At 64.7% G+C, this 24,445-nt stretch carries 23 protein-coding genes and 1 tRNA gene; 7 read left to right on the plus strand and 17 right to left on the minus strand.

All coding sequences use genetic code 11. The annotated features are described in order from the left end of the window. Positions 1 to 321: 321 nt before the first annotated feature. From G6P99_RS24415 to dusB, 5 genes are all read right to left on the minus strand, one after another. Complete coding sequence (locus G6P99_RS24415; protein WP_029084142.1) at positions 322 to 1,692, minus strand: sigma-54-dependent transcriptional regulator; 1,371 nt, start codon at positions 1,690 to 1,692, stop codon at positions 322 to 324. A gap of 17 nt (positions 1,693 to 1,709) precedes the next feature. Then, complete coding sequence (locus G6P99_RS24420) at positions 1,710 to 4,145, minus strand: sensor histidine kinase NtrY-like (protein ID WP_165123657.1); 2,436 nt, start codon at positions 4,143 to 4,145, stop codon at positions 1,710 to 1,712. A 178-nt stretch (positions 4,146 to 4,323) separates the two neighbouring features. Next, positions 4,324 to 5,766 (minus strand): nitrogen regulation protein NR(I), encoded by a 1,443-nt coding sequence (ntrC, locus tag G6P99_RS24425; protein ID WP_029084144.1) that lies wholly within the window; start codon positions 5,764 to 5,766, stop codon positions 4,324 to 4,326. Between the two features lie 9 nt (positions 5,767 to 5,775). Then, positions 5,776 to 6,951, minus strand: coding sequence for a two-component system sensor histidine kinase NtrB (locus G6P99_RS24430; protein ID WP_029084145.1), 1,176 nt, complete (start codon positions 6,949 to 6,951; stop codon positions 5,776 to 5,778). Continuing rightward, entirely contained in the window at positions 6,948 to 7,949 is a 1,002-nt protein-coding gene (gene dusB / locus G6P99_RS24435) for a tRNA dihydrouridine synthase DusB (protein ID WP_165128971.1), read from the minus strand. Before dusB ends, G6P99_RS24430 begins: the two co-directional genes overlap by 4 nt. A 286-nt stretch (positions 7,950 to 8,235) precedes the next feature. Between dusB and G6P99_RS24440 the strand changes: the two genes are divergently transcribed. The 3 genes from G6P99_RS24440 (at position 8,236) to G6P99_RS24450 (ending at position 10,597) form a co-directional block, all read left to right on the plus strand. Further along, positions 8,236 to 9,432: a bifunctional 2-C-methyl-D-erythritol 4-phosphate cytidylyltransferase/2-C-methyl-D-erythritol 2,4-cyclodiphosphate synthase gene (locus G6P99_RS24440; RefSeq protein WP_029084147.1), complete on the plus strand. Its 1,197-nt coding sequence runs from the start codon at positions 8,236 to 8,238 to the stop codon at positions 9,430 to 9,432. Between the two features lies 1 nt (position 9,433). Next, positions 9,434 to 10,033, plus strand: coding sequence for a CinA family protein (locus tag G6P99_RS24445; protein WP_029084148.1), 600 nt, complete (start codon positions 9,434 to 9,436; stop codon positions 10,031 to 10,033). A 171-nt stretch (positions 10,034 to 10,204) separates the two neighbouring features. After that, positions 10,205 to 10,597, plus strand: coding sequence for a BA14K family protein (locus G6P99_RS24450; protein WP_165123659.1), 393 nt, complete (start codon positions 10,205 to 10,207; stop codon positions 10,595 to 10,597). A gap of 101 nt (positions 10,598 to 10,698) precedes the next feature. Here the strand turns inward: G6P99_RS24450 and G6P99_RS24455 are convergent, their stop codons facing one another. The 3 genes from G6P99_RS24455 to lipA all read right to left on the minus strand — a co-directional run bounded on the left by G6P99_RS24455 (position 10,699) and on the right by lipA (position 12,739). Further along, positions 10,699 to 11,166 (minus strand): type II toxin-antitoxin system RatA family toxin, encoded by a 468-nt coding sequence (locus G6P99_RS24455; protein ID WP_029084150.1) that lies wholly within the window; start codon positions 11,164 to 11,166, stop codon positions 10,699 to 10,701. Beyond that, entirely contained in the window at positions 11,166 to 11,702 is a 537-nt protein-coding gene (locus G6P99_RS24460) for an AAA family ATPase (protein ID WP_029084151.1), read from the minus strand. Before G6P99_RS24460 ends, G6P99_RS24455 begins: the two co-directional genes overlap by 1 nt. A 77-nt stretch (positions 11,703 to 11,779) precedes the next feature. Continuing rightward, the gene (lipA, locus tag G6P99_RS24465; protein WP_165123661.1) at positions 11,780 to 12,739 is read right to left on the minus strand and encodes a lipoyl synthase; all 960 of its coding nucleotides are present in this window, start codon (positions 12,737 to 12,739) and stop codon (positions 11,780 to 11,782) included. 189 nt (positions 12,740 to 12,928) lie between these two features. Between lipA and G6P99_RS24470 the strand changes: the two genes are divergently transcribed. Continuing rightward, positions 12,929 to 13,549: a DNA-3-methyladenine glycosylase gene (locus G6P99_RS24470; RefSeq protein ID WP_029084153.1), complete on the plus strand. Its 621-nt coding sequence runs from the start codon at positions 12,929 to 12,931 to the stop codon at positions 13,547 to 13,549. A gap of 3 nt (positions 13,550 to 13,552) precedes the next feature. Here the strand turns inward: G6P99_RS24470 and G6P99_RS24475 are convergent, their stop codons facing one another. The 9 genes from G6P99_RS24475 to G6P99_RS24515 form a co-directional block, all read right to left on the minus strand. Then, on the minus strand, positions 13,553 to 13,939 hold the full coding sequence (locus tag G6P99_RS24475) for a VOC family protein (RefSeq protein ID WP_029084154.1): 387 nt from the start codon (positions 13,937 to 13,939) through the stop codon (positions 13,553 to 13,555). Between the two features lie 15 nt (positions 13,940 to 13,954). Beyond that, on the minus strand, positions 13,955 to 16,822 hold the full coding sequence (locus G6P99_RS24480) for a valine--tRNA ligase (protein ID WP_165123663.1): 2,868 nt from the start codon (positions 16,820 to 16,822) through the stop codon (positions 13,955 to 13,957). A gap of 233 nt (positions 16,823 to 17,055) precedes the next feature. Next, a complete protein-coding gene (locus G6P99_RS24485; protein ID WP_029084156.1) occupies positions 17,056 to 17,790 on the minus strand; it encodes a PopZ family protein in 735 nt (244 codons plus the stop codon). Positions 17,791 to 18,124: 334 nt separating this feature from the next. Beyond that, on the minus strand, positions 18,125 to 19,507 hold the full coding sequence (locus G6P99_RS24490; protein ID WP_029084157.1) for a TolC family outer membrane protein: 1,383 nt from the start codon (positions 19,505 to 19,507) through the stop codon (positions 18,125 to 18,127). 213 nt (positions 19,508 to 19,720) lie between these two features. Then, positions 19,721 to 20,386, minus strand: a complete 666-nt coding sequence (locus tag G6P99_RS24495) for a protein-L-isoaspartate O-methyltransferase family protein (protein WP_165123665.1) — start codon at positions 20,384 to 20,386, stop codon at positions 19,721 to 19,723. Between the two features lie 122 nt (positions 20,387 to 20,508). Next, the gene (locus G6P99_RS24500; protein WP_029084159.1) at positions 20,509 to 20,688 is read right to left on the minus strand and encodes a hypothetical protein; all 180 of its coding nucleotides are present in this window, start codon (positions 20,686 to 20,688) and stop codon (positions 20,509 to 20,511) included. 133 nt (positions 20,689 to 20,821) lie between these two features. Beyond that, positions 20,822 to 20,896 (minus strand) — tRNA-Asn (locus G6P99_RS24505). A gap of 282 nt (positions 20,897 to 21,178) precedes the next feature. Continuing rightward, positions 21,179 to 21,547 carry a hypothetical protein gene (locus G6P99_RS24510; RefSeq protein WP_029084160.1) on the minus strand — a complete coding sequence of 123 codons (369 nt, stop codon included), beginning with the start codon at positions 21,545 to 21,547 and terminating at the stop codon, positions 21,179 to 21,181. A gap of 103 nt (positions 21,548 to 21,650) precedes the next feature. Beyond that, positions 21,651 to 22,136, minus strand: coding sequence for a DUF1772 domain-containing protein (locus G6P99_RS24515; RefSeq protein ID WP_029084161.1), 486 nt, complete (start codon positions 22,134 to 22,136; stop codon positions 21,651 to 21,653). Between the two features lie 83 nt (positions 22,137 to 22,219). On the opposite strand from G6P99_RS24515, the gene G6P99_RS24520 reads away from it, so the two are divergent. The 3 genes from G6P99_RS24520 (at position 22,220) to G6P99_RS24530 (ending at position 24,413) form a co-directional block, all read left to right on the plus strand. Further along, on the plus strand, positions 22,220 to 22,891 hold the full coding sequence (locus G6P99_RS24520; RefSeq protein ID WP_029084162.1) for a TetR/AcrR family transcriptional regulator: 672 nt from the start codon (positions 22,220 to 22,222) through the stop codon (positions 22,889 to 22,891). A 427-nt stretch (positions 22,892 to 23,318) separates the two neighbouring features. After that, a complete protein-coding gene (locus G6P99_RS24525) occupies positions 23,319 to 23,501 on the plus strand; it encodes a hypothetical protein (RefSeq protein WP_029084163.1) in 183 nt (60 codons plus the stop codon). A 672-nt stretch (positions 23,502 to 24,173) separates the two neighbouring features. Continuing rightward, positions 24,174 to 24,413, plus strand: coding sequence for a type II toxin-antitoxin system HicB family antitoxin (locus tag G6P99_RS24530; RefSeq protein ID WP_165123667.1), 240 nt, complete (start codon positions 24,174 to 24,176; stop codon positions 24,411 to 24,413). Positions 24,414 to 24,445: the final 32 nt, after the last annotated feature.

A 24,445-nucleotide genomic window follows, 5' to 3' on the forward strand; every position in this document is an offset into this window, starting at 1 on the left:
CTGACGGAGCCTCCTCCGGCTGCCCACCTGCCCTGAGATCCCCCTCCGGCAGGCATAGCAGGTAGGATTAGAGGCTACGCGCGGTTTTTAGGCAAGCCAGTTCGCGCAGCAGTCGGTAGGAACACGGTGGCAATTCTAAGAAAGTGCAGGGAAAGAGACGAATATTCTCGTGGGGAGTGGATAAATCCCCGGTTGCAGCGGCCCCGTTCTCGCCTCGCCCATCATCCCGCCTCGACCCCGAGGGCCGGGCACCGCTCCGGCGGGTGACCGCCGGGGTTTTGCTTCAAGCTGCCGGCCAATTGCCGGCCGGGCGCGCCGGGGTCAGCCGACCCCGAGCGCCTTCAGCTTGCGATGCAGCGCCGAGCGCTCCATGCCAACGAACTCCGCGGTGCGCGAAATGTTGCCGGAGAAGCGGCTGATCTGGGCGATCAGATAGTCGCGCTCGAACACCTCGCGGGCCTCGCGCAGCGGCAGGCCCATGATGTGCTCGCCATTGTTGGAGGTCGGCATCGCCGGCACCATCGAGCCGACGTCCTGCGGCAGCATGTCGGCGGTGATGATCGCCTCCGGCCCGCCGCCGGCCAGGATCATCACGCGCTCGACGTTGTTGCGGAGCTGGCGGACGTTGCCCGGCCAGACATGCGACTGCAGCACCGCCATCGCGTCCTGCCCGATCTGCCGCTTCGGCAGGCCTGTCGCGGCGGAGATCTGGTCCATGAAATAGTCGATCAGCTCGGGGATGTCCTCGCGGCGTTCCGACAGCGGCGGCACGCGGATCGGCACCACCGAGAGGCGATGGTAGAGATCCTCGCGGAAACGGCCCGCGGCGATCTCCTCCTCCAGATTGCGCGCGGTCGAGGAGATGATGCGAACGTCGACATGTACCTTGCTGGTGCCGCCCTGCCGCTGGAAGGTCTGATCGACCAGCACGCGCAGGATCTTGTTCTGGGTCTCGCGCGGCATGTCCGCGATCTCGTCGATGAACAGCGTGCCGCCATGCGCTTCCTCGAGCGCGCCGGCCTTGCGCTGCTGCTCGCCGTTCGATCCCTCGAAGCCGAATAGCTCGATCTCCATCCGCTCCGGCGTGATCGCGGCCGCATTGATCACCACGAACGGCCCCTCGGCCCGGCCGGAGGCATGGTGCAGCGTGCGCGCGGCGAGCTCCTTGCCGGCGCCGGAGGGACCGACGATCAGGATACGGCTGTTGGCCTTGGCGGCGCGGTCGATGGTCTGGCGAAGCTGGTTCATGCAGGCGGAGCGGCCGGTCAGGACGCTGGCCGCCGGAGCCAGCTGCTTGAGCTCCTTGACCTCGCGCTTGAGCCGCGAGGTCTCGAGCGCCCGGGTCGCGACCAGGATCAGCCGGTCCGACTTGAACGGCTTCTCGATGAAGTCATAGGCGCCGCGCTTGATCGCGGCGACGGCGGTTTCGATGTTGCCGTGGCCGGAGATCATCACGACCGGCAGGTCGGCATTGTCCTTCTTGATCTGCTCGAGCAGCTGCAGGCCGTCGAGCTTGGAGCCCTGCAGCCAGATGTCGAGGAAGACCAGGTTCGGGCGGCGGTTGGCGATCTCGGCAAGCGCCGAATCGCTGTCGCGCGCGGTGCGCGTGGAAAACCCCTCATCGTCCAGAATACCCGCAACGAGGTCGCGAATGTCTGCTTCGTCGTCGACAATCAGAATGTCACTGGCCATGGGTTACACCTGTCTTGTCAGTCGCCCGTCGCGGCTTTGATTTTTGGCTGTTGCGCATTTGGTTCTTGGATTGGCTGTTCGATCGGCTTTTGGATTTTTGCTTCATTGTTGGTCGCCTCTGCCGGGCCGCTGGTCGGCTCTTGCGGCGGATTTTTTTCACTGGGGTCGGTCGATTCCGGTTTGACGTCCGGACTTTGTTCCCTGTTCTCGGGCTTCGTCTCGGGCTTGGCCGCCTGGCCCGTGACGGCAAAGCGCAGCCGCATCCAGGCGCCGCGCTGGCCCTCGCGGAAGTCTGAGGCGTCCTTGAGCTCGATCCGCCCGCCATGGTCCTCCAGGACGCGGCCGACGATCGCAAGCCCGAGGCCGGTGCCCTTCGCCCGGGTCGTGACATAGGGCTCGAGCAGGCGCGCACGGGCGACCTTGGGCAGGCCGATGCCGTTGTCGATGACGTCGATCAGGATGTCGTCGTTCTCCTGCTGCGCCACGACGTCGATCCGGCCCTTGCCGAGCTCCTCTCGTGGCACCTGCTCGATCGCCTCGGTGGCGTTCTTGATGATGTTGGTCAGCGCCTGCGAGATCAGGCGGCGATCGAACTGCGCGGGCAGCGGTGATTGCTTGATGTCGGCCTCGATGTCGAGATCGGGATGGGCGACCTTCATCAGGAACACGGCCTGGCGCACCACGTCGGCGACGTCCTCGCCTTCCATCACCGGCTTCGGCATCCGCGCAAAGCGCGAGAATTCGTCGACCATGCGCCTGATGTCGTCGACCTGGCGCACGATCGTGTCGGTGCACTGCTCGAAGATCGACTTGTCCTTCGGCTCGGTGATGGTCTTGCCGAACTTGCGCCGGATGCGCTCGGCGGAGAGCTGGATCGGGGTCAGCGGGTTCTTGATCTCGTGGGCGATGCGGCGGGCGACGTCGCCCCAGGCCGAGGTGCGCTGCGCCGACACCAGCTCGGTGATGTCGTCGAGCGTGATGACGTAGCTGTCGCGCGACTGGCTGGTCTGCTCGGCGGATATCCGCACCGACAGATTGCGCTCATGGCCGTCGCGATTGATCGTGACCTGCCCCTGCACCAGCCGCTGGGTGCCCTCGCGCGCGGTCTTCATCATCTCGTCGAGCTCGGCCAGCACGTCCGACAGCGGATGATCGAGTGTCTCGGACTCGGCGTGCCCGATCAGCTTCTCGGCCGAGCGGTTGAGGATGCCGACGCTGCCGGAGGCGTCGACGCCGATGATGCCGGCGCTGGCCGAGGACAGCACGGCCTCGATGAAGCGGCGGCGGCTGTCGATGGTTTCGCTGGCATTGACCAGTTCGTCGCGCTGGGTGCGCAGCTCCTGCGTCATGTTGTTGAAGGTCTGGCCGAGCTTGGCGAGATCGCCCTCGGATTTGGACACCGGCACCTGCACGTGCAGGTCGCCGGTCGAGACCTGGTTCGCCGCACTCATGATGTTGCGGATCGGCTCAACCAGTCCGTTGGCGAAATTCAATCCGATCAGCACCGAGGCCATCAAGATGGTCAGCGCGATCACCGCGAACATCAGCGCGAAGTTAACCTGGATGCCGAGCCGGCGCGATTCGATCTCGGCGTATTCCGCGACACTTGCCTGGGTCTGCTTGAGTTGAGCAACCACGGCTGGATCGAGCAGACGGGCGACATAGAGGAAGGTGTCGTCGAGGCCCTTGAGACGGACTACGGAGGCGACGTAGCTCTCCGGGAATACCGAGATTTCGGGGTCGGTATCGCTGACCTTGCTCAGGAAATCCGGCGGCGGCAGCGCATAGTTCAGGCTCACCCCGGTCTCGGCGCTCTCCAGGATCTTGCCGTCCTTGTCCATCATCACCGCGACCGGCAGGTTGCGTGAGGCCGCGGCTGCCGTCAGGAACTCGCGAAACGACAGCCGGTCCTGATCATAGAGCGGCGTCATGCGCGCGCGAGAGATGTCGCTGGCCATCCCCAGGATGTCGCCACGAATAAGCTGGGCGTGCTCCTGCATATAGGCGCTGGCAATGGTCAGCGAGTTTTGGATCACCTGTTTCGTGGGGCCCGAAAACAGCCGATCGAGGCCGCGGTCGAGCGTCAGATTGGCGACGATGGCGACCAGGACCGCCGGCAGCACCGCGATGATCGAGAACAGGCCGACGACTTGCACATGAAGCCGCGCCGCCGCCCTGCCCCGCCGCCGGGCCTGGAGCACCTTCCAGACCTCGCGCGAAATGATCCCGATCAGCAGCAGGATCGAAGCCGCGTTGATCAGCAGGAACGAGTAGACGATCTCCTTGGTGGCATCGATCGGCGTCATGCCGGTCAGCACCACGAAGGTCAGCAGCGCCGAGAACAGTGCCGTAACCGCCGCGAACGGCGCCAGCCACCTCCGCAAGGGAAAACCCTTGGGCTCGGCCGCCGGGGACGCGTCTAACGTAGTAGCGGTGGTCTCTGCGCTGGTCATACCGGCAATTGAGCTGAAGGCCTTCGCCCGCGGGAATTGCGAACTGATGCAATCATATCACAATGTTGCCGAATTGCGACATTTCCGCGGCGCAAACCGCGGTGCGGCGCCGTGTCCTCAACACCTTTTGTGACTACTCAGTAAAGGCGGCGGGAGCAGCGCCCCGCCGCCGTCAGCCCTAGCCGCCGCTGCGGTAGACCTGGATATCGAGGTCGCGGATCTTCTTGCGCAGCGTGTTGCGGTTCAAGCCGAGCAGATCGGCGGCCCGGATCTGGTTGCCGCGGGTCGCCGCCAGCGCCGCGGTCAGCAGCGGAATCTCGATCTCCTTGAGGATGCGATGGTAGAGGCCCGGCGGCGGCACGCCGTTCGGGAAGCCGGAGAAATGCGAGGACAGATAGGCCTCAACCGCGCCGCCGAGATTGTCGACGCCGACGGTTGCCGTGCTGCCCGAGGTGACCGCCGGCGGCGCCAGCTCGCCGTCGATCACGGAGGCGGTGATGACGTCCTGTGGATAGAGCGCGGCAAGCCGGCGGGCGAGGTTTTCCAGCTCGCGGACGTTGCCCGGCCAGCGGTGCTGCTTGAGCCGCTCCAGCGCCTGGGTGTCGAGCTTCTTCGGCGGCAGGCCGTCCTTCTCGGCGAGCGAGAAGAAGTGCCGGATCAGGTCCGGCAGGTCCTCGATGCGTTCGCGCAGCGGCGGCAGCCGCAGCGGCACCACGTTGAGGCGGAAGAACAGATCTTCGCGGAACAGCCCCTGCTGGATCAGGATGCGCAAATCCTTGTTCGAGGCGGCGACGATGCGGACGTCGGTCTTGATCGGGGTGCGGCCGCCGACGGTGGTGTATTCGCCCTGCTGCAGCACGCGGAGCAGACGGGTCTGCGCCTCCATCGGCATGTCGCCGATCTCGTCGAGGAACAGCGTGCCGCCCTCGGCCTGCTCGAAGCGGCCGGAGGCGCGGGTGTTGGCGCCGGTGAACGCGCCGCGCTCGTGGCCGAACAATTCGGACTCGATGAGGTCGCGCGGGATCGCCGCCATGTTGACCGCGACGAACGGGCCGTTGCGGCGCCTTCCGTAGTCGTGCAGCGCGCGGGCGACCAGCTCCTTGCCGGTGCCGGATTCACCCGAGATCATCACGGTGAGGTCGGTCTGCATCAGCCGCGCCAGCACGCGGTAGATTTCCTGCATCGCCGGCGAACGGCCGACCAGCGGGATCGAGTCGAACTCGCCGTCATCGGCGGGGCTTGAGACCCGCTCCTTCGGTTCGGCCAGCGCGCGGCCGACGATGGTGATCAGCTCCTTCAGGTCGAACGGCTTTGGCAGATATTCGTAGGCGCCCCGCTCGGAGGCGCGGATCGCGGTCATGAAGGTGTTCTGCGCGCTCATCACGATGACCGGCAGGTTCGGCCGCATCTTCTTGATCCGCGGCAGCAGATCGAACGCATTCTCGTCGGGCATCACCACGTCGGTGATGACGAGATCACCCTCGCCCTGGCTGACCCAGCGCCACAGCGTGGCGGCGTTGCCGGTCAGGCGCACCTCATAGCCGGCGCGCGACAGCGCCTGGTTCAGGACGGTCCGGATGGCGGTGTCGTCGTCAGCGACAAGTATGCTACCTGCGGGCATTGTTGTTCCTCATCGTGCGTCCTGAGAGGCAGGCGACGGCGTACCCGGAACGTCATCGCGGTTGCTTTGGTCGTGGTGCTTGGCGGCGCTGTACATCGGCATCAGCACGCGGAAAGTGGTTTTGCGCGGCTGCGACTCGCATTCGATGATGCCGCCGTGATCGCCGACGATCTTGGCGACCAGCGCGAGGCCGAGCCCGCTGCCGGTCTGCTTGGTGGTGACGAAGGGATCGAACAGGTTCGGCAGCAAATCTTCCGGCACGCCCGAGCCGTTGTCCTTGACGCAGAATTCGAGCGGCAGCGAGACCCGCGATTTCTTGCCGGGCACCGACAGCCGCACGCCCGGCCGGAACGCCGTGGTGAGCTGGATTTCCGCATCGGTGCCGAGATCGGCGACCGCTTCGGCGGCATTCTTCACCAGATTGAGGAACACCTGGATCAGCTGGTCCTGGTTGGCCAGCACCGGCGGCAGCGACGGATCGTAATCCTCGATGAAACGGACGTTGCGGGCAAAGCCTGACTGCGCCAGCCGCTTCACATGGTCGAGCACGGAATGGATGTTGACCGGACCGCGCGCCACCGGGCGGTCGTCGCCGAACACTTCCATGCGGTCGACCAGCGTGACGATGCGGTCGGCCTCGTCGCAGATCAACCGCGTCAGCAGCCGGTCCTCTGAGGAGGCCTGCTGCTCCAGGAGCTGCGCGGCGCCGCGGATGCCCGACAGCGGGTTCTTGATCTCATGGGCGAGCATCGCCGCCAGCGCGATCACCGAGCGCGCCGCGCTGCGATGGGTGAGCTGGCGGTCCATCTTGTCGGCGATGGTGCGCTCCTGCAGCATCACCACGATATGCCCGGGTCGCTCGGTCAGCGGCGCGACATGCAGGTCGACCTGGCGATCGCCGCCGATCCGCGGCGTGCCGAGATCGACCTTGTACTCGTTGACCGGCGAGCCGTTGGTCCGCACCTGCTCGATCAGCGCGAGCAGCGGGCTGCCGAACGGCACCAGTTCCTTCAGCGACTGCCGGCGCAGGAACTGCGTCGATATCTCGAAGAAGGATTCGGCGGCGATGTTGGCGTCGACGATGCGTCCATCGGGTGCGATCAGCAGCACCGGATTGGGCAGCGCATTGAGGATGGCCTCGCCATCGGTGGGCACGGGCCGGCGAAATTCCATGGCTGACGTCATGCGGCAGCACTCCAAGCAAAATCGTCGTAGGCTTGCTCGAGCGAGCGATGCACGCTGGACGGCTCCTCCGAGGTCAGGATGGCCTGCCGCCAGGTCTTCAAGGTTGCCGCGGGCGCGCAGCTGTAAGCCGCCGCGGTCTCGAGCGCCCAGCCGAGATGCTTGCGCGCATGCCTGAGGCCGACACGCAGGCCGTAATGGCTGCAGACCTCGTCATAGAGCGCGCGGATATGCTTGAGCTGCTCCGCGAGCGACGGCGCGCCCTCAGGGATCCCGCCCTCAAGCCGGCGGCCGATCTGGCCCGGCAGCCAGGGCTGGCCTTGCGCGCCGCGGCCGATCATGACGGCGTCGGCGCCCGACTTCTCCAGCGCGCCGACGGCCTTGTCGAACGAGGTGATGTCGCCGTTGACCACGACCGGGATCGTGATGGCATCCTTGACCGCGCGCACGGCATTCCAGTTCGCCTCGCCCTTGTAGAACTGGCAGCGGGTGCGACCGTGCACGGTAATCATCTGCACGCCCGATGCCTCGGCGCGGCGCGCCAGTTCGGGCGCATTGAGCGAGCGATCGTCCCAGCCAAGCCGCATCTTCAGCGTCACCGGCACCTTGACGGCCGCGATCGTCGCGTCGATCAGCGTGACCGCGTGGTCCAGGTCGCGCATCAGGGCCGAGCCGGACTGGCCGCCGGTCACGTGACGCGCCGGGCAGCCCATGTTGATGTCGATGATGTCGGCACCGGCGCCTTCGGCAATCCGCGCGCCCTCCGCCATCCAGTGGGTCTCGCAACCCGCAAGCTGGACCACATGCGGACCGATTCCGGCTGCCTCGCAGCGCAGCTTCGAGATCGGCTTGCCGTTCACCAGATCGTCGCTTGCCGTCATCTCCGAGACCACTAGGCCGGCGCCGAGGCGGGCGGCGAGTCGCCGAAAGGGCGCGTCGGTGATGCCGGACATGGGCGCGAGGAGAACCCGGTTGGCGACAGCAATGTCGCCTATCTTCAATGGGTTACGAGCAGTACTTTGTACACCGGTCACAGCCGTCTCGTCGTTCTGTCAGCCACGTCATTGCAGCCGACGCTGTTCATTTTGCGCACAATTCTTGTGCAGTCAAGGCTCATGCCTACGGTTTAGACAGTTCTACCACCAGCGCAAGTGCACCGCAACAAAATCTGCTTTTCCCACAGTCATCGGCAAACGCTCTGTTTTTGCGCAGCGGTCATGCTAAGGGCTGTCCGCGGCCATCCCGCCGCCCTCTCCACATCCCCGATTCGTCTGTCATTGGTTCAAAATGCCGAAGTCTGAGCGTACCGCAGCCATCCTTGTCGCAGCCGGCCGTGGACTGCGCGCCGGCGCCGGCGGGCCGAAGCAATACCGGACGATCGGCGGCCAGACGGTGATCTACCGCGCCATGGAGGCGTTCTCCGGACATCCGGACGTGCTCGCGGTGCAGCCGGTGGTCAATCCTGACGACGCCGCGCTGTTTCGCGAAGCGGTGATCGGCCTGCGCCATCAGCCGCCGACGCCGGGCGGTGCGACCCGTCAGGCCTCCGTCCATGCCGGGCTCGAGGCGCTCGCAAGCGAGAAGCCCGACATCGTGCTGATCCACGATGCCGCGCGCCCCTTCGTCACCGCAGCCGTCATCTCGCGCGCGATCGCTGCAGCCGGCCGGACCGGCGCCGCGATCCCGGTGATTCCCGTCACCGACACGATCAAGCTCACCGGCGATACCGGCGATGTTGAGGCGACGCCGGAGCGCGCGCGCCTGCGCATCGCGCAGACGCCGCAGGCATTTCGCTTCGACGTCATCCTGGAGGCGCATCGTCGCGCTGCGCGCGAAGGTCGCAGCGATTTCACCGACGATGCGGCGCTTGCCGAATGGGCGGGATTGACGGTTGCGACGTTTGAAGGTGATCCTGCCAACATGAAACTCACCACACCCGAAGACTTCGTGCGCGAGGAAGCGCGGCTCGCCAGCCAGCTCGGCGACATCAGAACCGGCACCGGCTACGACGTGCACGCCTTTGGCGACGGCGACCATGTGATGATCTGCGGCGTGCGCGTGCCGCACACCAGAGGATTCCTGGCCCATTCCGACGGCGACGTCGGACTGCACGCGCTGGTCGACGCGATCCTCGGCGCACTGGCCGACGGCGACATCGGCTCGCATTTCCCGCCGAGCGACGCCAAGTGGAAGGGCGCCTCCTCCGACCAGTTCTTGAAATATGTGGTCGAGCGCGTCACGGCGCGCGGCGGGCGGATCGCCAATCTCGAGGTGACGCTGATCTGCGAGCGGCCGAAGATCGGCCCGCTGCGCGACACCATGCGGGCGAAGATCGCGGAGATTTCCGGCGTCCATATCTCGCGCGTGGCGGTCAAGGCGACCACCAGTGAACGGCTCGGCTTCACCGGCCGCGAGGAAGGCATCGCGGCGACCGCGAGCGCCACGATCCGCCTGCCCTGGAACGAAAACGGCTGGAGTGCCTGACATGGGCGGCAGCGACGCTCGTGCCCTCTCCCGCTCGCTGCTCGACCTGTGCCGGATGCGCAAGCTGACCATCGCGACCGCCGAATCCTGCACTGGCGGCCTGGTCGCGGGCGCCCTCACCGACATTCCCGGCTCTTCCGACGTCATCGATCGCGGCTTCGTCACCTATTCGAACGAGGCCAAGCGGGTCATGCTCGGCGTCAAGGCGGCAACGCTCGAGACATTCGGCGCGGTCAGCAAGGAAACCGCGACCGCGATGGCGATCGGCGCGCTGGAAAAGGCCGGCGTCGACCTCGCGGTCTCGATCACCGGCATTGCCGGTCCCGGCGGCGCGACACCGGGCAAGCCTGTGGGCCTGGTGCATTTCGCCGTCGCCGCGCGCGACGGCCGCATCCTTCATCGTGAGCAGCGGTTCGGCGCAATCGGCCGCAGCACCGTCCGCCAGCGCTCGGTCGTCGAAGCGCTGCGCATGCTGATGGAGCTGGCACGGCCGCCGCAGGCCGCCAAGCCGCGCCGCGAGACCGCGAGCCGGCTGCGGCCGAGAGTGGCCCGTTCGCCGCGCAGCCACGCCGCGAAACGCCGCCGGCCGCCGCGCGGATAAGCCCTACGAGAGTCGAGTCCCGCGAACGGCCGCTTCACACTACCTTGTGTCAACTGCGGCCCAGTGACGCCATCTCAGGTGGAACTATGACGTCGCCTCGCCCTTTTCTGTTGTTCCAACTCTGCTGTTTCAATTGTTCTTCGAGCAGCAAAATCCCACAACAAGGAGAAAATGATGAAGTTGGGAACTTTGGTCGTGGCCGCAATCACCACTGGCGCCATGACGTTGTCGACTGTCGCCCCCTCGTTCGCCGCTCCGCTCGCGCCTGCGCGGTTGCAGGACCAGCCCACCTCCGTCGAGCATGTGCAGTACCGTCACTGGCATGGCGGCGGCCCGCGTTACGGTTATCGCGGTGGATACCGCGGCGGATACCGGCATGGTGGCGGCGGAAACGGCGCAGCGATCATCGGCGGGCTTGCCGCCGGCGCGATCATCGGTGGCGCAATCGCCGCGAGCCAGGCCAAGGCCAACAACGACGCCTATTGCTCCCAGCGTTTCCGCTCCTACGACCCCGCTTCGGGCACCTACATCGCATCCGGCGGCGTGCGTCGCTCCTGCCCGTAAGGACGGCGCGCACCATACGCATCATCCGTCATGCCCGGCCTTGTGCCGGGCATTTGCGTTCCGGGGAAGCCACAATTTGAGCCGCGGACGAAACGGGTTCGCTATGTCGACAGCTGAGGCTTGCCGTAAACCTGGTCCGCGCGCTTCTCGAACGCAGCGGAAAATCGTCCAAACGCGGCGTCGAACATCGTGCCCATCAGCATCGCCAGCATCCGGCTCTTGAACTCGTAATTCAGGAAGAAGCCGACATCGCATTCGGTCTCCGACTTCGGCTCGAAGCTCCAGCGATTCTCCAGATTGCTGAACGGGCCGCGCAGATACTCGACCAGGATCTTCAGATTGGGCCGGTCGAGCGTCACCCTGCTGGTGAAGGTTTCCCGCACCAGCTTGAAGGAGACCGTCATGTCGGCCACCACGATTTCGGTGCCGTCGTCCTTGGGCGTGCGCTGGCGGATCTTGAGCGACTGGCACAACGGCACGAATTCCGGATAGCGCTCGACGTCGGCGACCAGATCGAACATTTGAGGTGCGGTGTGGCGGACCCGCCGCTTGCTTGAGAATCGAGGCATCAGTGGATACTCGCACGGTTTTGCTTGCGTGCGAGGTCGCCGAGGTAGGCGTCGGCTTGCGCCCGGCGCGTAAAGCAGACGAAGGATTGATCGGGACGCAAGCCTTCGAAGAATTCGATCAGGACGGGCCGCTGCTGCCGGCGGTAGGTCCAGACATAGCGGAAGAATTCGAGATCGATCTTTTCGGGACAGCCTTCCGCCATCTCGGGCCTGACCTTGCCATAGCTCTTCGCGATCCGCATCAGGATGCCGACCATGCAGGTCGACCGTGGCAGGTCGAACCAGATCACCGTATCGGCGAGTTGCCGACGCAACTCGCCTGCGCTCTTGGTGTAGTTGCCGTCCATGATCCAGCGCGGCTGCTGGGTCACCTCGGTCATGCGACGCCCGAATTCCTCCCGGTTGGACGCCACCCAGCCGGGTTTCCAGAACAGCGCGTCGATCGACACAGTCGGAATGCCCGTCATCTCGGACAGCCGCCGCGCAAAGGTCGACTTGCCGGATCCCGACGATCCCATCACCAGAACGCGTTGCATTGGTTCAGTCCGCAGCTCAATCAAGCAATAGAGCGCGGTGATGCCGGTTCACCGCACGTGTTCACCGCACCTGGCATCTAGCGGCCGCGGGCCGTGCGCGCCGCCTGCAATTTCGCAAAATCCTCGCCGGCATGATGCGACGAGCGCGTCAGCGGGCTCGCCGACACCATCAGGAAACCCTTGGTATAGGCGACGCTTTCATAGCCCGCGAATTCGTCCGGCGTCACGTAGCGCATCACGGCGTGATGCTTGCGCGTCGGCTGCAGGTACTGGCCGATGGTCAGGAAATCGACCTCGGCCGAGCGCAGATCGTCCATCACCTGCAGCACCTCGTGCCGCTCCTCGCCGAGCCCGACCATGATGCCCGACTTGGTGAAGATGGTCGGGTCCATCTCCTTGACCCGCTGCAGCAGCCGGATGGAGTGGAAATAGCGGGCGCCGGGACGGACCGTCAGGTAACGCGACGGCACGGTTTCCAGATTGTGGTTGAAGACGTCGGGCTTGGCTGCGACGACGCGCTCGAGCGCGCCGTCTTTGCGCAGGAAATCCGGCGTCAGGATCTCGATCGTGGTCGTCGGGCAGCGCGCGCGGATGGCGCGGATCGTCTCTGCAAAATGCGCGGCGCCGCCGTCGGCGAGATCGTCGCGATCGACCGAGGTGATCACGACATGGGCCAGGCCGAGCTTGGCGGTCGCCTCGGCGACGTATTCCGGTTCATGGGCCTCGAGCGCGCCGGGCATGCCGGTTTTGACGTTGCAGAACGCGCAGGCGCGCGTGCAGGTATCGCCCATGATCATGAAGGTGGCGTGCTTCTTGTCCCAGCACTCACCGATATTGGGGCAGCCGGCCTCCTCGCACACCGTGACGAGGCCGTTCTCCTTCACGATCTTGCGGGTGTCGGCATAGCCGCGCGTGTTCGGCGCGCGGACCCGGATCCAGTCCGGCTTCGGCGGCGACACGGCATCCGGCCGGTTCACCTTTTCGGGGTGCCGCGGGCGGACGGGCGTGGTGGAGATGGTGTCGACGATGGTGACCATAGGTGCCTGCAAGTCGCGAGAGCATGATCCGGAAAAGTGGCGACCGGTTTTCCGACCAGATCATGCTCCCAACCAGAGGGCTTAGCTAATCGGTGTTGGCGCGGCTCGCAACCCGCGCGCGGACCCTAGCAGACCAGCCGATATATTGGCAGTCTTGGCGGCCCGTTCCATGCCGATTCCCACCTCAAAATGGCTCAAAAACCGCGATCGACAAAACCCCGATCGACCCCTGCGACCGCGCCGCGCCTCGGCAAGGCGCTGAAGCGCTCCTTCTTCGATCGCAGCGTCCACGAAGTCGCGCCCGACCTGATCGGCACGACCTTCCTGGTCGACGGCGTCGGCGGCATCATCACCGAGGTCGAGGCCTACCATCACACCGAACCGGCAGCCCATTCGTTCAACGGGCCGACCCCGCGCAACCAGGTGATGTTCGGCCCGCCGGGCTTCTCCTACGTCTACCGCTCCTACGGCATCCATTGGTGCGTCAACTTCGTCTGCGAGCAACCAGGCTCGGCCAGCGCCGTGCTGATCCGCGCGCTCGAGCCGACCCACGGACTGGCCACGATGCGACGGCGGCGCGGAGCGGAGGACGAACGCGCATTGTGTTCGGGACCCGGCAAGCTCTGCGAGGCGCTCGGCATCACCATCGCGCACAGTGAATTGCCGCTGGACCGTCCGCCGATCGCGCTCCACGCGCGCCTAGAGGCACCCGACATCGTCGCAGGCGTGCGGATCGGCATCACAAAAGCCGTAGACCTGCCCTGGCGTTATGGGCTGAAGGGATCAAAATTCCTCAGCAAGCGGTTCTGAGAGTTACACCGCGTGATGGCAGACGGCCTCGATCCGGTTGCCGTCGGGATCGCGCAGGAAGGCTGCATAGTATGAGGTGTGATAGTCGCGCAGGCCGGGCGCGCCGTCGTCGGTGCCGCCGGCGGCGATGCCGGCATCCCAGAACGCATCGACCTGGGTGCGCCATTTCGCCTTGAAGCACCAGTGGCGGCCCAACGCATCCTCCGGTCTCGCGCCCTTGCGGATCGAGAGATAGACGCGGTCCGGATAGGCCGGCCGCGCCCGCTCGCCGTAGCCGAGCCAGTCGTCGCGGCGCCCGACCTTGACCACGTCGAGCACCTTCATGATGGCGTCGTAGAAGCGTTCGGCCGCGGCGATATCGGAAACCGTGATGGAGACGTGGTCGAGCATCGCCGCTTCCGTCCGCTATGTCGCCTTCTTCAGCCGCTCGATCGCCTCGAGGATCTTGGCGCGGCGCTCCAGGGCGCCCTCGCGCTTCTCCTTCTCTTCCTCGACCAACTCTTCCGGCGCGTTGGCGACGAACTTCTCGTTGGCAAGCTTGGCGTCGACCCGCTTGATGTCGGCGTCGGCCTTGCCGAGCTCCTTCTCCAGCCGGGTGCGTTCGGCCGCGAGATCGATCACGCCCTTCAGCGGCAGCGCGACGACCTCACCGCGCACGAGAAGCTGCACCGCGCCTTCCGGCGCCGCGTCGGCGAAGGAAATGTCCGACAACCGCGCCAGGCGCTTGATGGTGTCGTTCCAGCGCTGCGCGCGATCCCGCGTCTCCTCGGAGGCGCCCGCGATCACCAGCGGCGTCAGGGTCGACGGCGGGATGTTCATTTCCGCCTTCACCGAACGCATCGCGGTGACGAGATCGACCACCCAGCCGATCTCGGCTTCGGCTCCGGGATCGCTGAACTCGTCCGCATCGAGTGCGGCAATCACTGGCGGAATGATCGGATCGACAACCGGACCGGCGGTTGCGATCGCCACCAGCTGCTCGCCGGTCACGCCCGATTTGCGCGGCCAGGACGCCAGCACCAGCAGGCCGTCGCGCTTGGCCGTCACGGCCCACAGCTCTTCGGTGATGAAGGGCATGAACGGATGCAGCAGCTTGAGGATCTCGTCGCGCGTCCAAGCGATCATGGCGCGGGTCTCGGCCTTGGCCGCGCCCTCCTCGCCCATCAGCACCGGCTTTGCGAGCTCGAGATACCAGTCGCAGAACACGTTCCAGACGAAGCGGTAGATCGCGCCGGCGGCATCGTTGAAGCGATGATCTTCGATCGTCTCGGTCACCTCGCGGGTGACGCGCGAGGTTTCATGCGCGATCCAGCGGTTCAGCGTTTCCTTGACGCCCTTCGGATCGAAACCGTCCAGCTTCACGCATTCGTTCATCTCGGCGAAGCGGCAGGCGTTCCATAACTTGGTCGCGAAGTTGCGGTTGGTCTCGACCAGATGCGGCGACAGGCGGATGTCGTGGCCCTGCGCCGCCTCGCGGGTCAGCGCGAAGCGCAGCGCGTCGGCGCCGAATTCGTCGATCACGCCGAGCGGATCGATGACGTTGCCCTTCGACTTCGACATCTTGGCGCCCTTCTCGTCGCGGACGAGACGGTGGATGTAGACGGTCGAGAACGGCGCCTGCTTCATGAAGTGGAGGCCCATCATCATCATGCGGGCGACCCAGAAGAAGATGATGTCGAAGCCGGTGACTAGCGTGTTGGTCGGGTAGTAGCGCGCGACCTCCGGCGTGTCGTCGGGCCAGCCCAGCGTCGAGAACGGCCACAGCGCCGACGAAAACCAGGTGTCGAGCACGTCCTCGTCACGCGTGATGAAGCCCTCGCGCTTGGCGGGGTCAGTGGCCATGTCGTGGCCCTGCTCCGGCGTGATGACCTCCTGCTCGACGTAATAGCCGAGCGCGTTGCCGACCGCCTCTTCCTCGGTCTCGGCGACGAACACCTTGCCGTCGGGCCCGTACCAGGCGGGAATCTGATGGCCCCACCAGAGCTGGCGCGAGATGCACCAGGGCTGGATGTTCTCCATCCACTCGAAATAGGTCTTTTCCCAGTTCTTCGGCACGAAAGTGGTTTCGCCCGAACGCACCGCCGCCATCGCCGGCTGCGCCAGCGTGTGGGCGTCGACGTACCACTGGTCGGTCAGATAGGGCTCGATCACGACGCCGGAGCGGTCGCCATGCGGCACCATGTGGATGTTGGGCTCGATCCGCTCGAGGAAGCCGAACTCCTCCAACCGCGTCACGATCTTCTTGCGCGCGGCGAAGCGCTCGATGCCGTGAAACTCCGCGGCGAACTCGGCGGCGCCTTCCGGCAGGCCGCGCAGATAGTCCTCGTTGTCGACCAGGCTGAGACCGCCTTCCTGGTCGAGCACGCTGATCTGCGGCAGGCCGTGGCGCTTGCCGATCTCGAAGTCGTTGAAATCGTGCGCCGGCGTCACCTTGACCGCGCCGGAGCCCTTCTCCGGATCGGAATAGTCGTCGGCGACGATCGGAATTTTGCGCCCGACCAGCGGCAGGATCACGTGCTGGCCGACCAGATCGGTGTAGCGCTCGTCGTCCGGATGCACCGCGACCGCCGTGTCGCCCAGCATCGTCTCGGGACGCGTCGTCGCGACCACGATGAAGGATTTCGGATCGTCCGGGCTGAAGCTGCGGCCCTCGATCGGATAGCGCAGGTACCAGAGATGGCCCCTGACCTCGACCTGCTGCACTTCCAGATCGGAGATCGCGGTGAGCAGCTTCGGGTCCCAGTTGACCAGACGCTTGTCCTTGTAGATCAGCCCTTCGCGGTGCAGCTCGACGAACACCTTGACGACGGCGCGCGACAGGCCCTCGTCCATGGTGAAGCGTTCGCGCGACCAGTCGCAGGACGCGCCGAGGCGCTTGAGCTGGTTGACGATGGTGCCGCCGCTCTCGGCCTTCCACTGCCAGACCCGCTCGAGGAATTTGGCGCGGCCCATGTCGCGGCGGCCCGGCTCCTGCCGTTCCATCAGCTGGCGCTCGACCACCATCTGGGTGGCGATGCCGGCGTGGTCGGTGCCGGGCTGCCACAGCACGTCACGGCCGCGCATCCGCTCGAAGCGGCACAGGATGTCCTGCAGCGTGTTGTTGAGCGCGTGCCCCATGTGCAGCGAGCCGGTCACGTTCGGCGGCGGGATCACGATGGTGAAGGGCGCGGCGTCCTTGCGCTCAGGCCGGCCGGCCTTGAACGCACCGCTGTCCTCCCAGATCTGGGCCATGCGGTGCTCGATATCGGCGGGCTGGTAGTTTTTCTCGATCATGACAATGCGCTGTGGACCATGGGAAAGGTTAGAAAGCCGCCGGAGCGCACCAAGTCAACCGGACCGGCACGTCAAAACTGCGTTGAGAGCGTTTTCGAGCGAAGTGGATAGCACTTCGCGTGAAGAAAACGCGTCAAAGCAGGGATCTAGAGTTTCGGTTCTGATCTTATCAGAAGCGAAACTCTGGGGCATTTGGGGGCTGAATGAGGGCTGCCAAGCCCCTGCGGCAGGAGTTACCGCCCGCGGGATACCCGCTCGATCTCGGCCTTGACGATCCGCTCGACCAGCCCCGGCAGATTGTCGTCCAGCCAGGACTTCAGCATCGGCCGCAGCATCTCCTTGACGAGATCCTCCAGTGTCCGGGCATTGTTGCTCAGCACGGTGTTGGCCAGCGAGTTGAAGGCGGATTCGACCGCCCGCATCGTGGTTCCCGAGATGATCTGCTGCATCGGCGCGGTTTCGATCGCCGGCGGCTCGCGGACAGGTTCTCGCGCTGGTTCCGGAGCCGGCGCCCGGGTCCGGGCTTCCGTGAACTCGACATCGTCCTGTGGCTCGACCTTGCGGAACGAGGGCGCGGGCGCCGGGTCCGGCAGCGCCATGTCGTCGGTGAGCTCGAACACATCGGCTTCGGGCTGCGATGGTCTGATCTCGGCTGCGGGCGTCGCCTCGTCGAGGCTGGCCAACAGCGAATCGATATCGTCCTGGCTGTTGCTGGCCGCAGCAGGCGCAGGCGGCGGTGCTTTCGGCGCGGGCGCGGCGGCCTTCGCGGCCGGGGGCGGTGCGGGCGGCGGGCTCTTGATCACGGGCTTGGCTGCTGGTGGTGCCGGCTCGACCTTCGGCGGCGGTGCAGCGGCAGCTGCCGGCTTGTCGGCAGCTGCCGGCTTCGCCTCGTCGTCGGCAATGATGCGACGGATCGACGCCAGGATCTCCTCCATCGAGGGTTCTTGGACCTTCGCAGGTTGCGTCATCTCCGACTCCACATCGAAACGATTTTACATCAAGCCCGAGAGGATTCGCCGGTTCCGATGATGCGTGCGGAGAATTTCATTGCTCCCGCCCGACTTGTCCCCAGATCAACCCCGCCCGAGGCTTTGTGCAAGCTTCGTGTCGTCCGATGCAGCGTGATCACAGGTGGCGTCGCACCTGTCATCACGCTGCGCCAGCTCGCCGCGAATCGCCTTGCTGCCCGACAAAACGGTATGTCAGGGCAAATATCGATTGCAAGCAGACGCGCCAGTTCGTGGTCCTGATTAACTCAGAACCACAAACATGGCGCGACAAGCGAAGATGACCTGAAGGTGTTTAGCGGCCGTCGGGCGTGCGCACGCCGGCCCAATTGTCACGAACCTGCTGATAATGCACGCTCGGATCGTAGACGCTGGTCGGCAGGCCCATCACCTGCGGCGACAGACGACCGATGAAGTTCAGCACGTTGTAAGACGCGACGACGCGATCGTGCTGCGCTGTAACGAGCGAATTGCGGGCGTTGACGAGCGCCTGCTGTGCGTTGAGCACGTCGAGCGTGGTGCGCTGGCCGGCCTTGGCCTCTTCACGGACGCCGTTCAGCGCGATCTCGGACGCGGACACCTGAGCCTGCGCCGATGCCACCTGCGATTTGCCGGCGACTAGCTGGCCCCATGCGGTGACCACGTTGGCGCGCGCCTGATCCCGCGTTTGTTCCAGAACCTGGCGCTGCTGCGCCAGCGATTCCTTGGACTGCCGGATCAGCGAGTATTCGGCGCCGCCCTGGTAGATCGGCAGCGACACTTGAACCCCCGCCGAGGCATTGAAGAGGCGGTACACGGTCAACTGCGTTTCATAGCCCTGGCTGACCGACAACTGCAGCCCAACTGTTGGCAGCAGCGCGCCCTCGGCAACCTTGGTCTGCAGGTAATTGATGTCGACGCCGTACATCGCGGAGGTGACGTTCGGGTTTTGGGTCAGGCCGAGCTCGACAGCAGCCGAGAGCGTCGCTGGCAGGAACCGGTCGACCGGCGAGCCTGGTGCGAGATTCTGCGGCTCGGTGCCGATGATGCGGCGATAGTTCGACCGCGTCGTCGTCAGGTTGGATTCCGCGGTGAGCTGCTGGGTCTTGCCGGCCGCGAGCTGGGCCTCGGATTGTGCAACGTCGGTCCGCGTCACTTCGCCGACGTTGAAGCGGTCCTGGGTCTGCTTCAGCGTCTGTTCCAGCACGCGCGTATTGCTGCGCTGGACTTCGACGATGGCGGAGTCGCGGAGATAGTCCATGTAGATGGTGGCCGCGCTCAAGAGCACGGTCTGTTCGAGCGCACGCAAAGCTTCACGCGCCGACGAAACCTGGCTTTCGGCAGCGCGCACCCTCGGCGCGTTCTGCGCGTTGTACAGCGACTGGCTGGCGGTGATGCCAACGGTCCGCTGCCTGCTAACGCCGGATAGAGCCGCGGACCCCGGCGTAATTTGCTCATCGGTGTATTGTCCGCCGGCCGTCGCGGTCAGCGCGACCTTCGGGCGGTAACCCGAGAGCGCTTGCGGAACGTTTTCGTCAGTCGAGCGCACCAACGCACGTTGTGCGTTGAGCTGGGGATTGTTCTGGTAGGACCGCACCAGCGCGGACTCGATCGTTTCGGCGAGCGCGGGCACAGGGCCCATCTCCGCCAACAGAAGGACGGCAGTCGCAGCCGCGGTGATAACCTTCACCCCTCGCATCCCCGGTAATCCAATCATTTAGTCGCCGTCTCCCCACGCACGTCAGTCCGGCGGTCGCTTCAGTCGAAGTGAGTCCGGCCTCACCTTAGTCCGCAGCTAAGGCCAACGGAACCACCCAGCAACGGATCACGGTCGAAACTCTTCACATGGGGCAAACGGGCCACACTTCTGATTCGGAACGGGATTTTATCAGCCACTGCGCCGCGGTAGCGGTCAGAAGACGAAGGCGGGAAGCCGCTCGAATCCAGGCAAAACGGGGGCCGAGGCGTCGAACAGCTCGCGATGTCCGAAATCGCCATGGGAATGAGTCACCATGGTGGCCCGCGGCGGCGGCGTCAGGCCGAACACCCCGACCAGCCGGCCCCCCTCCTTGAGCTGGCCAAACAGGCCGGCCGGAATGATCTCGGTCGCGCCATTGAGGACGATGACGTCGAACGGCGCGCCAGCGGCATCGCCGTCGGCGGCCGCTGCGGTCTTGACCGTCACATTCTGGATACCGAGCTGGGCGACCGCTGCGGTCGCTTTTGCGGCCAGCGCCGGATCGCTCTCGGTCGCGCTGACCTCGGCCGCGAAGCGCGCCACGATGGCGGCGGCGTACCCGGTTGCGCAGCCGACCACCAGGACGCGGTCGGAGGCCTTGATCTCGGCGGCCTGCAGCATCCTGGCGAGCAGCGCCGGCGTGATCAGGCAGCGCTTGGTCGCGCCGCCCTCGGCCACGTCGAGATCGAGGTCGAGATAGGCCAGGGCCTGCTTGCTGGCCGGCACGAACACCTCGCGGGGCACCGTCAGCATGGCTTCGAGAATGCGATCATCGGTCACGTCGCTCGGACGCACCTGACCATCGACCATGTACTGGCGCGCGGTCGAAAAACCGGTCATTGGCTGGACCCTGCAAGGCGCGGCATTGCCGCTGGAGAAGCTAGAACAGGGCCATCTTTTGAAACAAGCTCCGCCAAAACGCAACACGCCGTTGGCGTGCAAAATGCGCTCCGCTGTGCCGTCTATTCGATCGTGACGGCAAGCCGGCCGATCAGGCGGGCCACTTCATCTAGATGCTCGGAATCATGCTCCTCGACAGCTTTCGCGAGCCGGCGGACGCACTCATCGTCGCTGATGTCAGGGGCATCATTCGGAACGAGCGTCGGCTGCGGCATCGACAGGTCGATCAGGTTAATGGACATCGAAATCACCTCTCAAGACCCGGCGAGAGGAAGTGTCGACCGCTATTGAGTCGATTTGACGACGTTTCTTCTCTGTCCGCAGCGGGCCACGGGCTTGTGATCGACAATAACGGCTAGTTGATGGGGCCAAAACTGGCTCCCCGGGCTGGATTCGAACCAGCGACCATTCGATTAACAGTCGAATGCTCTACCGCTGAGCTACCGAGGAATAGGCGAACATATGTTCGCGCGCGGGCAGCGTATAACAAAGCCTTTCGGCATTGCAAAGAACCAAATGGGGGACCCGGTGAAACTTTAGCGGAGACGGTAAACCGCTGACGTACAAGGGTTTGCTCCCATCCCGGCGCGAAATATGCCTGGCCCGCCCGCCGCGGCCGCCCATGCTGCAGGGGCCAGGAAACAACGCCGGCGCGGCGATCGCGCCGCGCCCTTGATTCTGCCTTCGGATTCTTGTCTTGGATCCCGTCTTTGGCACCACCCGCCCCCGACATCACTCCGCGATGAACGAGGTCGTCTTGGTGCCGGGGTCGTAGCGTAGCCTGAGGACGTTCAGCTTGCAGAGGTTGACGTTCTTCCACAGCACCGACTCGTCGTAATTGGCCCAATCGACCTTGATGTTCCAGACGCAGCCTTCGTCGTCGTTGCCGAACTCGACATAGGCGGTGTCCTGGTTCTTCAGCGTGGCCTCGAGCTCGTTCTCCCATTCGTCGAGGCCGTCGTCGGGCCCGTTGAAGCCGAGAAACTTGATGGCATATCCGGTCTCGTTGACCACGGAGACGTTGCGGTTATCGGCGGCCCGCGCGGGTGTCGCGACCAGCGCCAGTCCCATCACAAGCAATGCCGGCAAAATAGACTTCATCGAAATCCTCCTGGCAGTCGGCCGCACATCGGCGTGCGGCGTAACCTCCTTAGCGACCCTGCCGCACGAGTACAAATCGTGCACAAAATGCGAAGAGCTGGGTTTAGCGCGCGGCGATCGCGACGATGAACAGCGCGGTCGCGGCAATCGAGGCCACCGTTCGCGCGTGGTTCCACAAGGTCCAATCGGTCAGATAGCGCGCCCAGACCGGTGCCGCCGCCGCGCTCACGGGGGCCGTCGCCGCAAGCTGGTCGTTCAGCGGCACATTGAAGACAACAGTGACGACGAACATGCCGACGACATAGATGACGCCGCCGCAGATCATCGCAATCGCGCCCGGCTCCTGCCATCGTAGGGCGCCGAGCACGACCAGCGCGGCGCAGGACAGCGTGGTGCCGAAGAAGACCGGCATGAACAGAGAGCGGACGATGTCGACATTGATCGCGTTCATCGCCGATATCCCGGCGGCCTGGTCGATACGGCCGAGCGCGGTCATGACGAACGCGGAAAAGGCGAAATAGAGCCCGGCGAGCAGGCCGCAGCCGAGCGCGGAAAACCACAGCAAGCCCGAGGTCAGGACATGGCGCATCGTTCCAGCTACAAATGCGAGGGATACTGAAATGCGATAAACTCTCGTATTAGAAGCGTCAACCCCGATTGCGGAGGAGAAGGATGGCGAGACGAAAGGCCGCGCCCCCGGCAGCGGCAAGGGCCGCGCCCGCGGGAGAGGCTCCCCTGCCCGCGCTGGCGCGGCTTGCCCCGACCCAGCAGCGCAGCCGCGAGCGCTTCGAGCGCATCCTCGCCTGCGCGACCGAGATCTTGGCGGAAAAGGGCAGCGAGGCGTTCCGCATGAGCGACATCGTCGAACGCAGCGGCGTCGCATTCGGCTCGCTCTACCAATATTTCCCCGACAGGGCCGCGATCATCGGCACGCTGGCTGAACGGCATAACGTTGTCGGGCGCGATTGCGTCCGGCGCGATCTGGCCAGTGTGACGGCCGCGCGCGACCTGCACCCGGCGCTGTGCCGGATCGTCGACAGCTACTATGAGATGTTCATGCGCGAGCCTGTCATGCGCGACATCTGGCAGGCGACGCAAGCTGACCGCGCCCTGCAAGAACTCGATGCGGACGACATGGCCGTGCTCTCCGGACTGCTGTCCGATGCGGTCAGACGGGTTGCGCCAGGCATGCCGGCCGCCACCCTCACCACATTATCAGGGCTGACCATGACGCTGATTGCCGCCGCCGTGCGTCACGCAATCACGCTGCCGCCGAAGAAGGCCCGCCAGGTGCTGACGCAGTTCAAGACCATGCTGCCGCAGAACCTTGCCAGGCTGCCGTGACCACAATCGCACAGAGGTCGGGAATTTCGTCTGTGCAGAGGCGATAGACAGGGGGTCTACACGATTTAAGCCGTTCGAGACCCTGCCCGCGGCGCCCAACACTGTCCCGCCGGCGAACCATGCCGAGGATCGATGCTGCATGCGAATGGCGACTATCCTGCGATCCTTGTCTCACTGTCACGGCTTCCTAAAATTGCTGCGACATTTGACGGCTATGAATATCGCCGGGAATTCCGGGAAGAGTTTTTCGCAAGATGTGATTTGTCTCACACGAGGCGCGGCCATGCCGACCTAGGTTCCCCACGGGGTCAGGGATTCATTAACCAAAGCGGGCGCCATCGTTCTTTTCATAAAATTCGAACGATTCGCTCAATCCGGACCGAAGACAGTTTTGCGACCATGGCGCTCTCGAACCTCGGAGAGCGCGATGAGCGACGTCGAATTTGATCTGCTGCTGGACGCCGTGCGAACGGCGATCGCGCCCATTGCTCAGGAGGATTTCGTGGCCCAGCCTTCGCCCCGCATTCAGCCGCCGCCGCGCGCTGCCAATGACAACCAAGCGCCGTGGCCGCTGATTCCGTTTCCTGAAGGTTGGTACGCCGCAAGCTGATGCGGCTTCTCATGTGTTGGCTGCAAGCCATTGATGAGATGAGTGGAGGCCACGACCGGAATTGAACCGGTGTACACGGTTTTGCAGTTCTACTTGTGCCCTGCCCTACAATATCAAGCTGTACCGAAGCGGCCTATTCTGTTGACGTTTTGAGCCGCTAGCGCTGACCAGCGTCACCTCTAATATTGTCTAGTACTAGCGGGTCCGGTGGCAATTCCGGTGGCAAATCCCGAAAACCTCCGCAACGTTGAGGTCGCGCAGACGGAACGGACCCCGACAGTGCCAGGCCGGGGTCACCATTCTGCTCCCGGCGCGGTGAGTACGCGTTCCTATAACTCGGGTACGGTCCAGTGCAAAGTGAACCATTGGCGCTAGCCTAGCGCTCAGGTAGCATTAAGCTCCCGATTCCCGCCAGAAATGCCACTTCCCAATGGCCGCAGACCTCATGGACCAGATGAAGCGGAACCCTCAGGGGGACTGGACGATTAAGGATGTGGAAAGGGTTTGCACCGAGCATGGCGTGTCGTGCAACCCGCCCACGGGTGGCGGTACTCACTATAAGGTATCACACCCGCGCATTGATCACATTCAGACGATTCCCTTTAAAAGGCCCATCAAACCTGTATATATACGTCGGTTGGTGAGGTTCCTCGAAGTGGTCAGGAGGATCAAGTGAGCAACTCAACTGAGTACGCCATCACGATCCGACCGCTTTCCGCCATGGACGGAGGCGGCTTTATCGCCTTGGTTCCCGATCTGCCGGGATGTATGTCGGATGGTGAAACACCCCAAGAAGCTCTAGCGAACGCTCAGGACGCCATTGCTTGCTGGATCGAAGCTGCCCACGAAATGGGACGGCCGATTCCCGATCCCACGCCAGAAGAGCCGGTTCAAATGCTGAGGTTTGGCTGATCCGCCAAAAAGGAAGCCCGCCAAAATGGCGG

The sequence above is a fragment of the Bradyrhizobium sp. 6(2017) genome (assembly GCF_011058295.2).
Classification (GTDB): Bacteria; Pseudomonadota; Alphaproteobacteria; order Rhizobiales; family Xanthobacteraceae; genus Bradyrhizobium; species Bradyrhizobium septentrionale.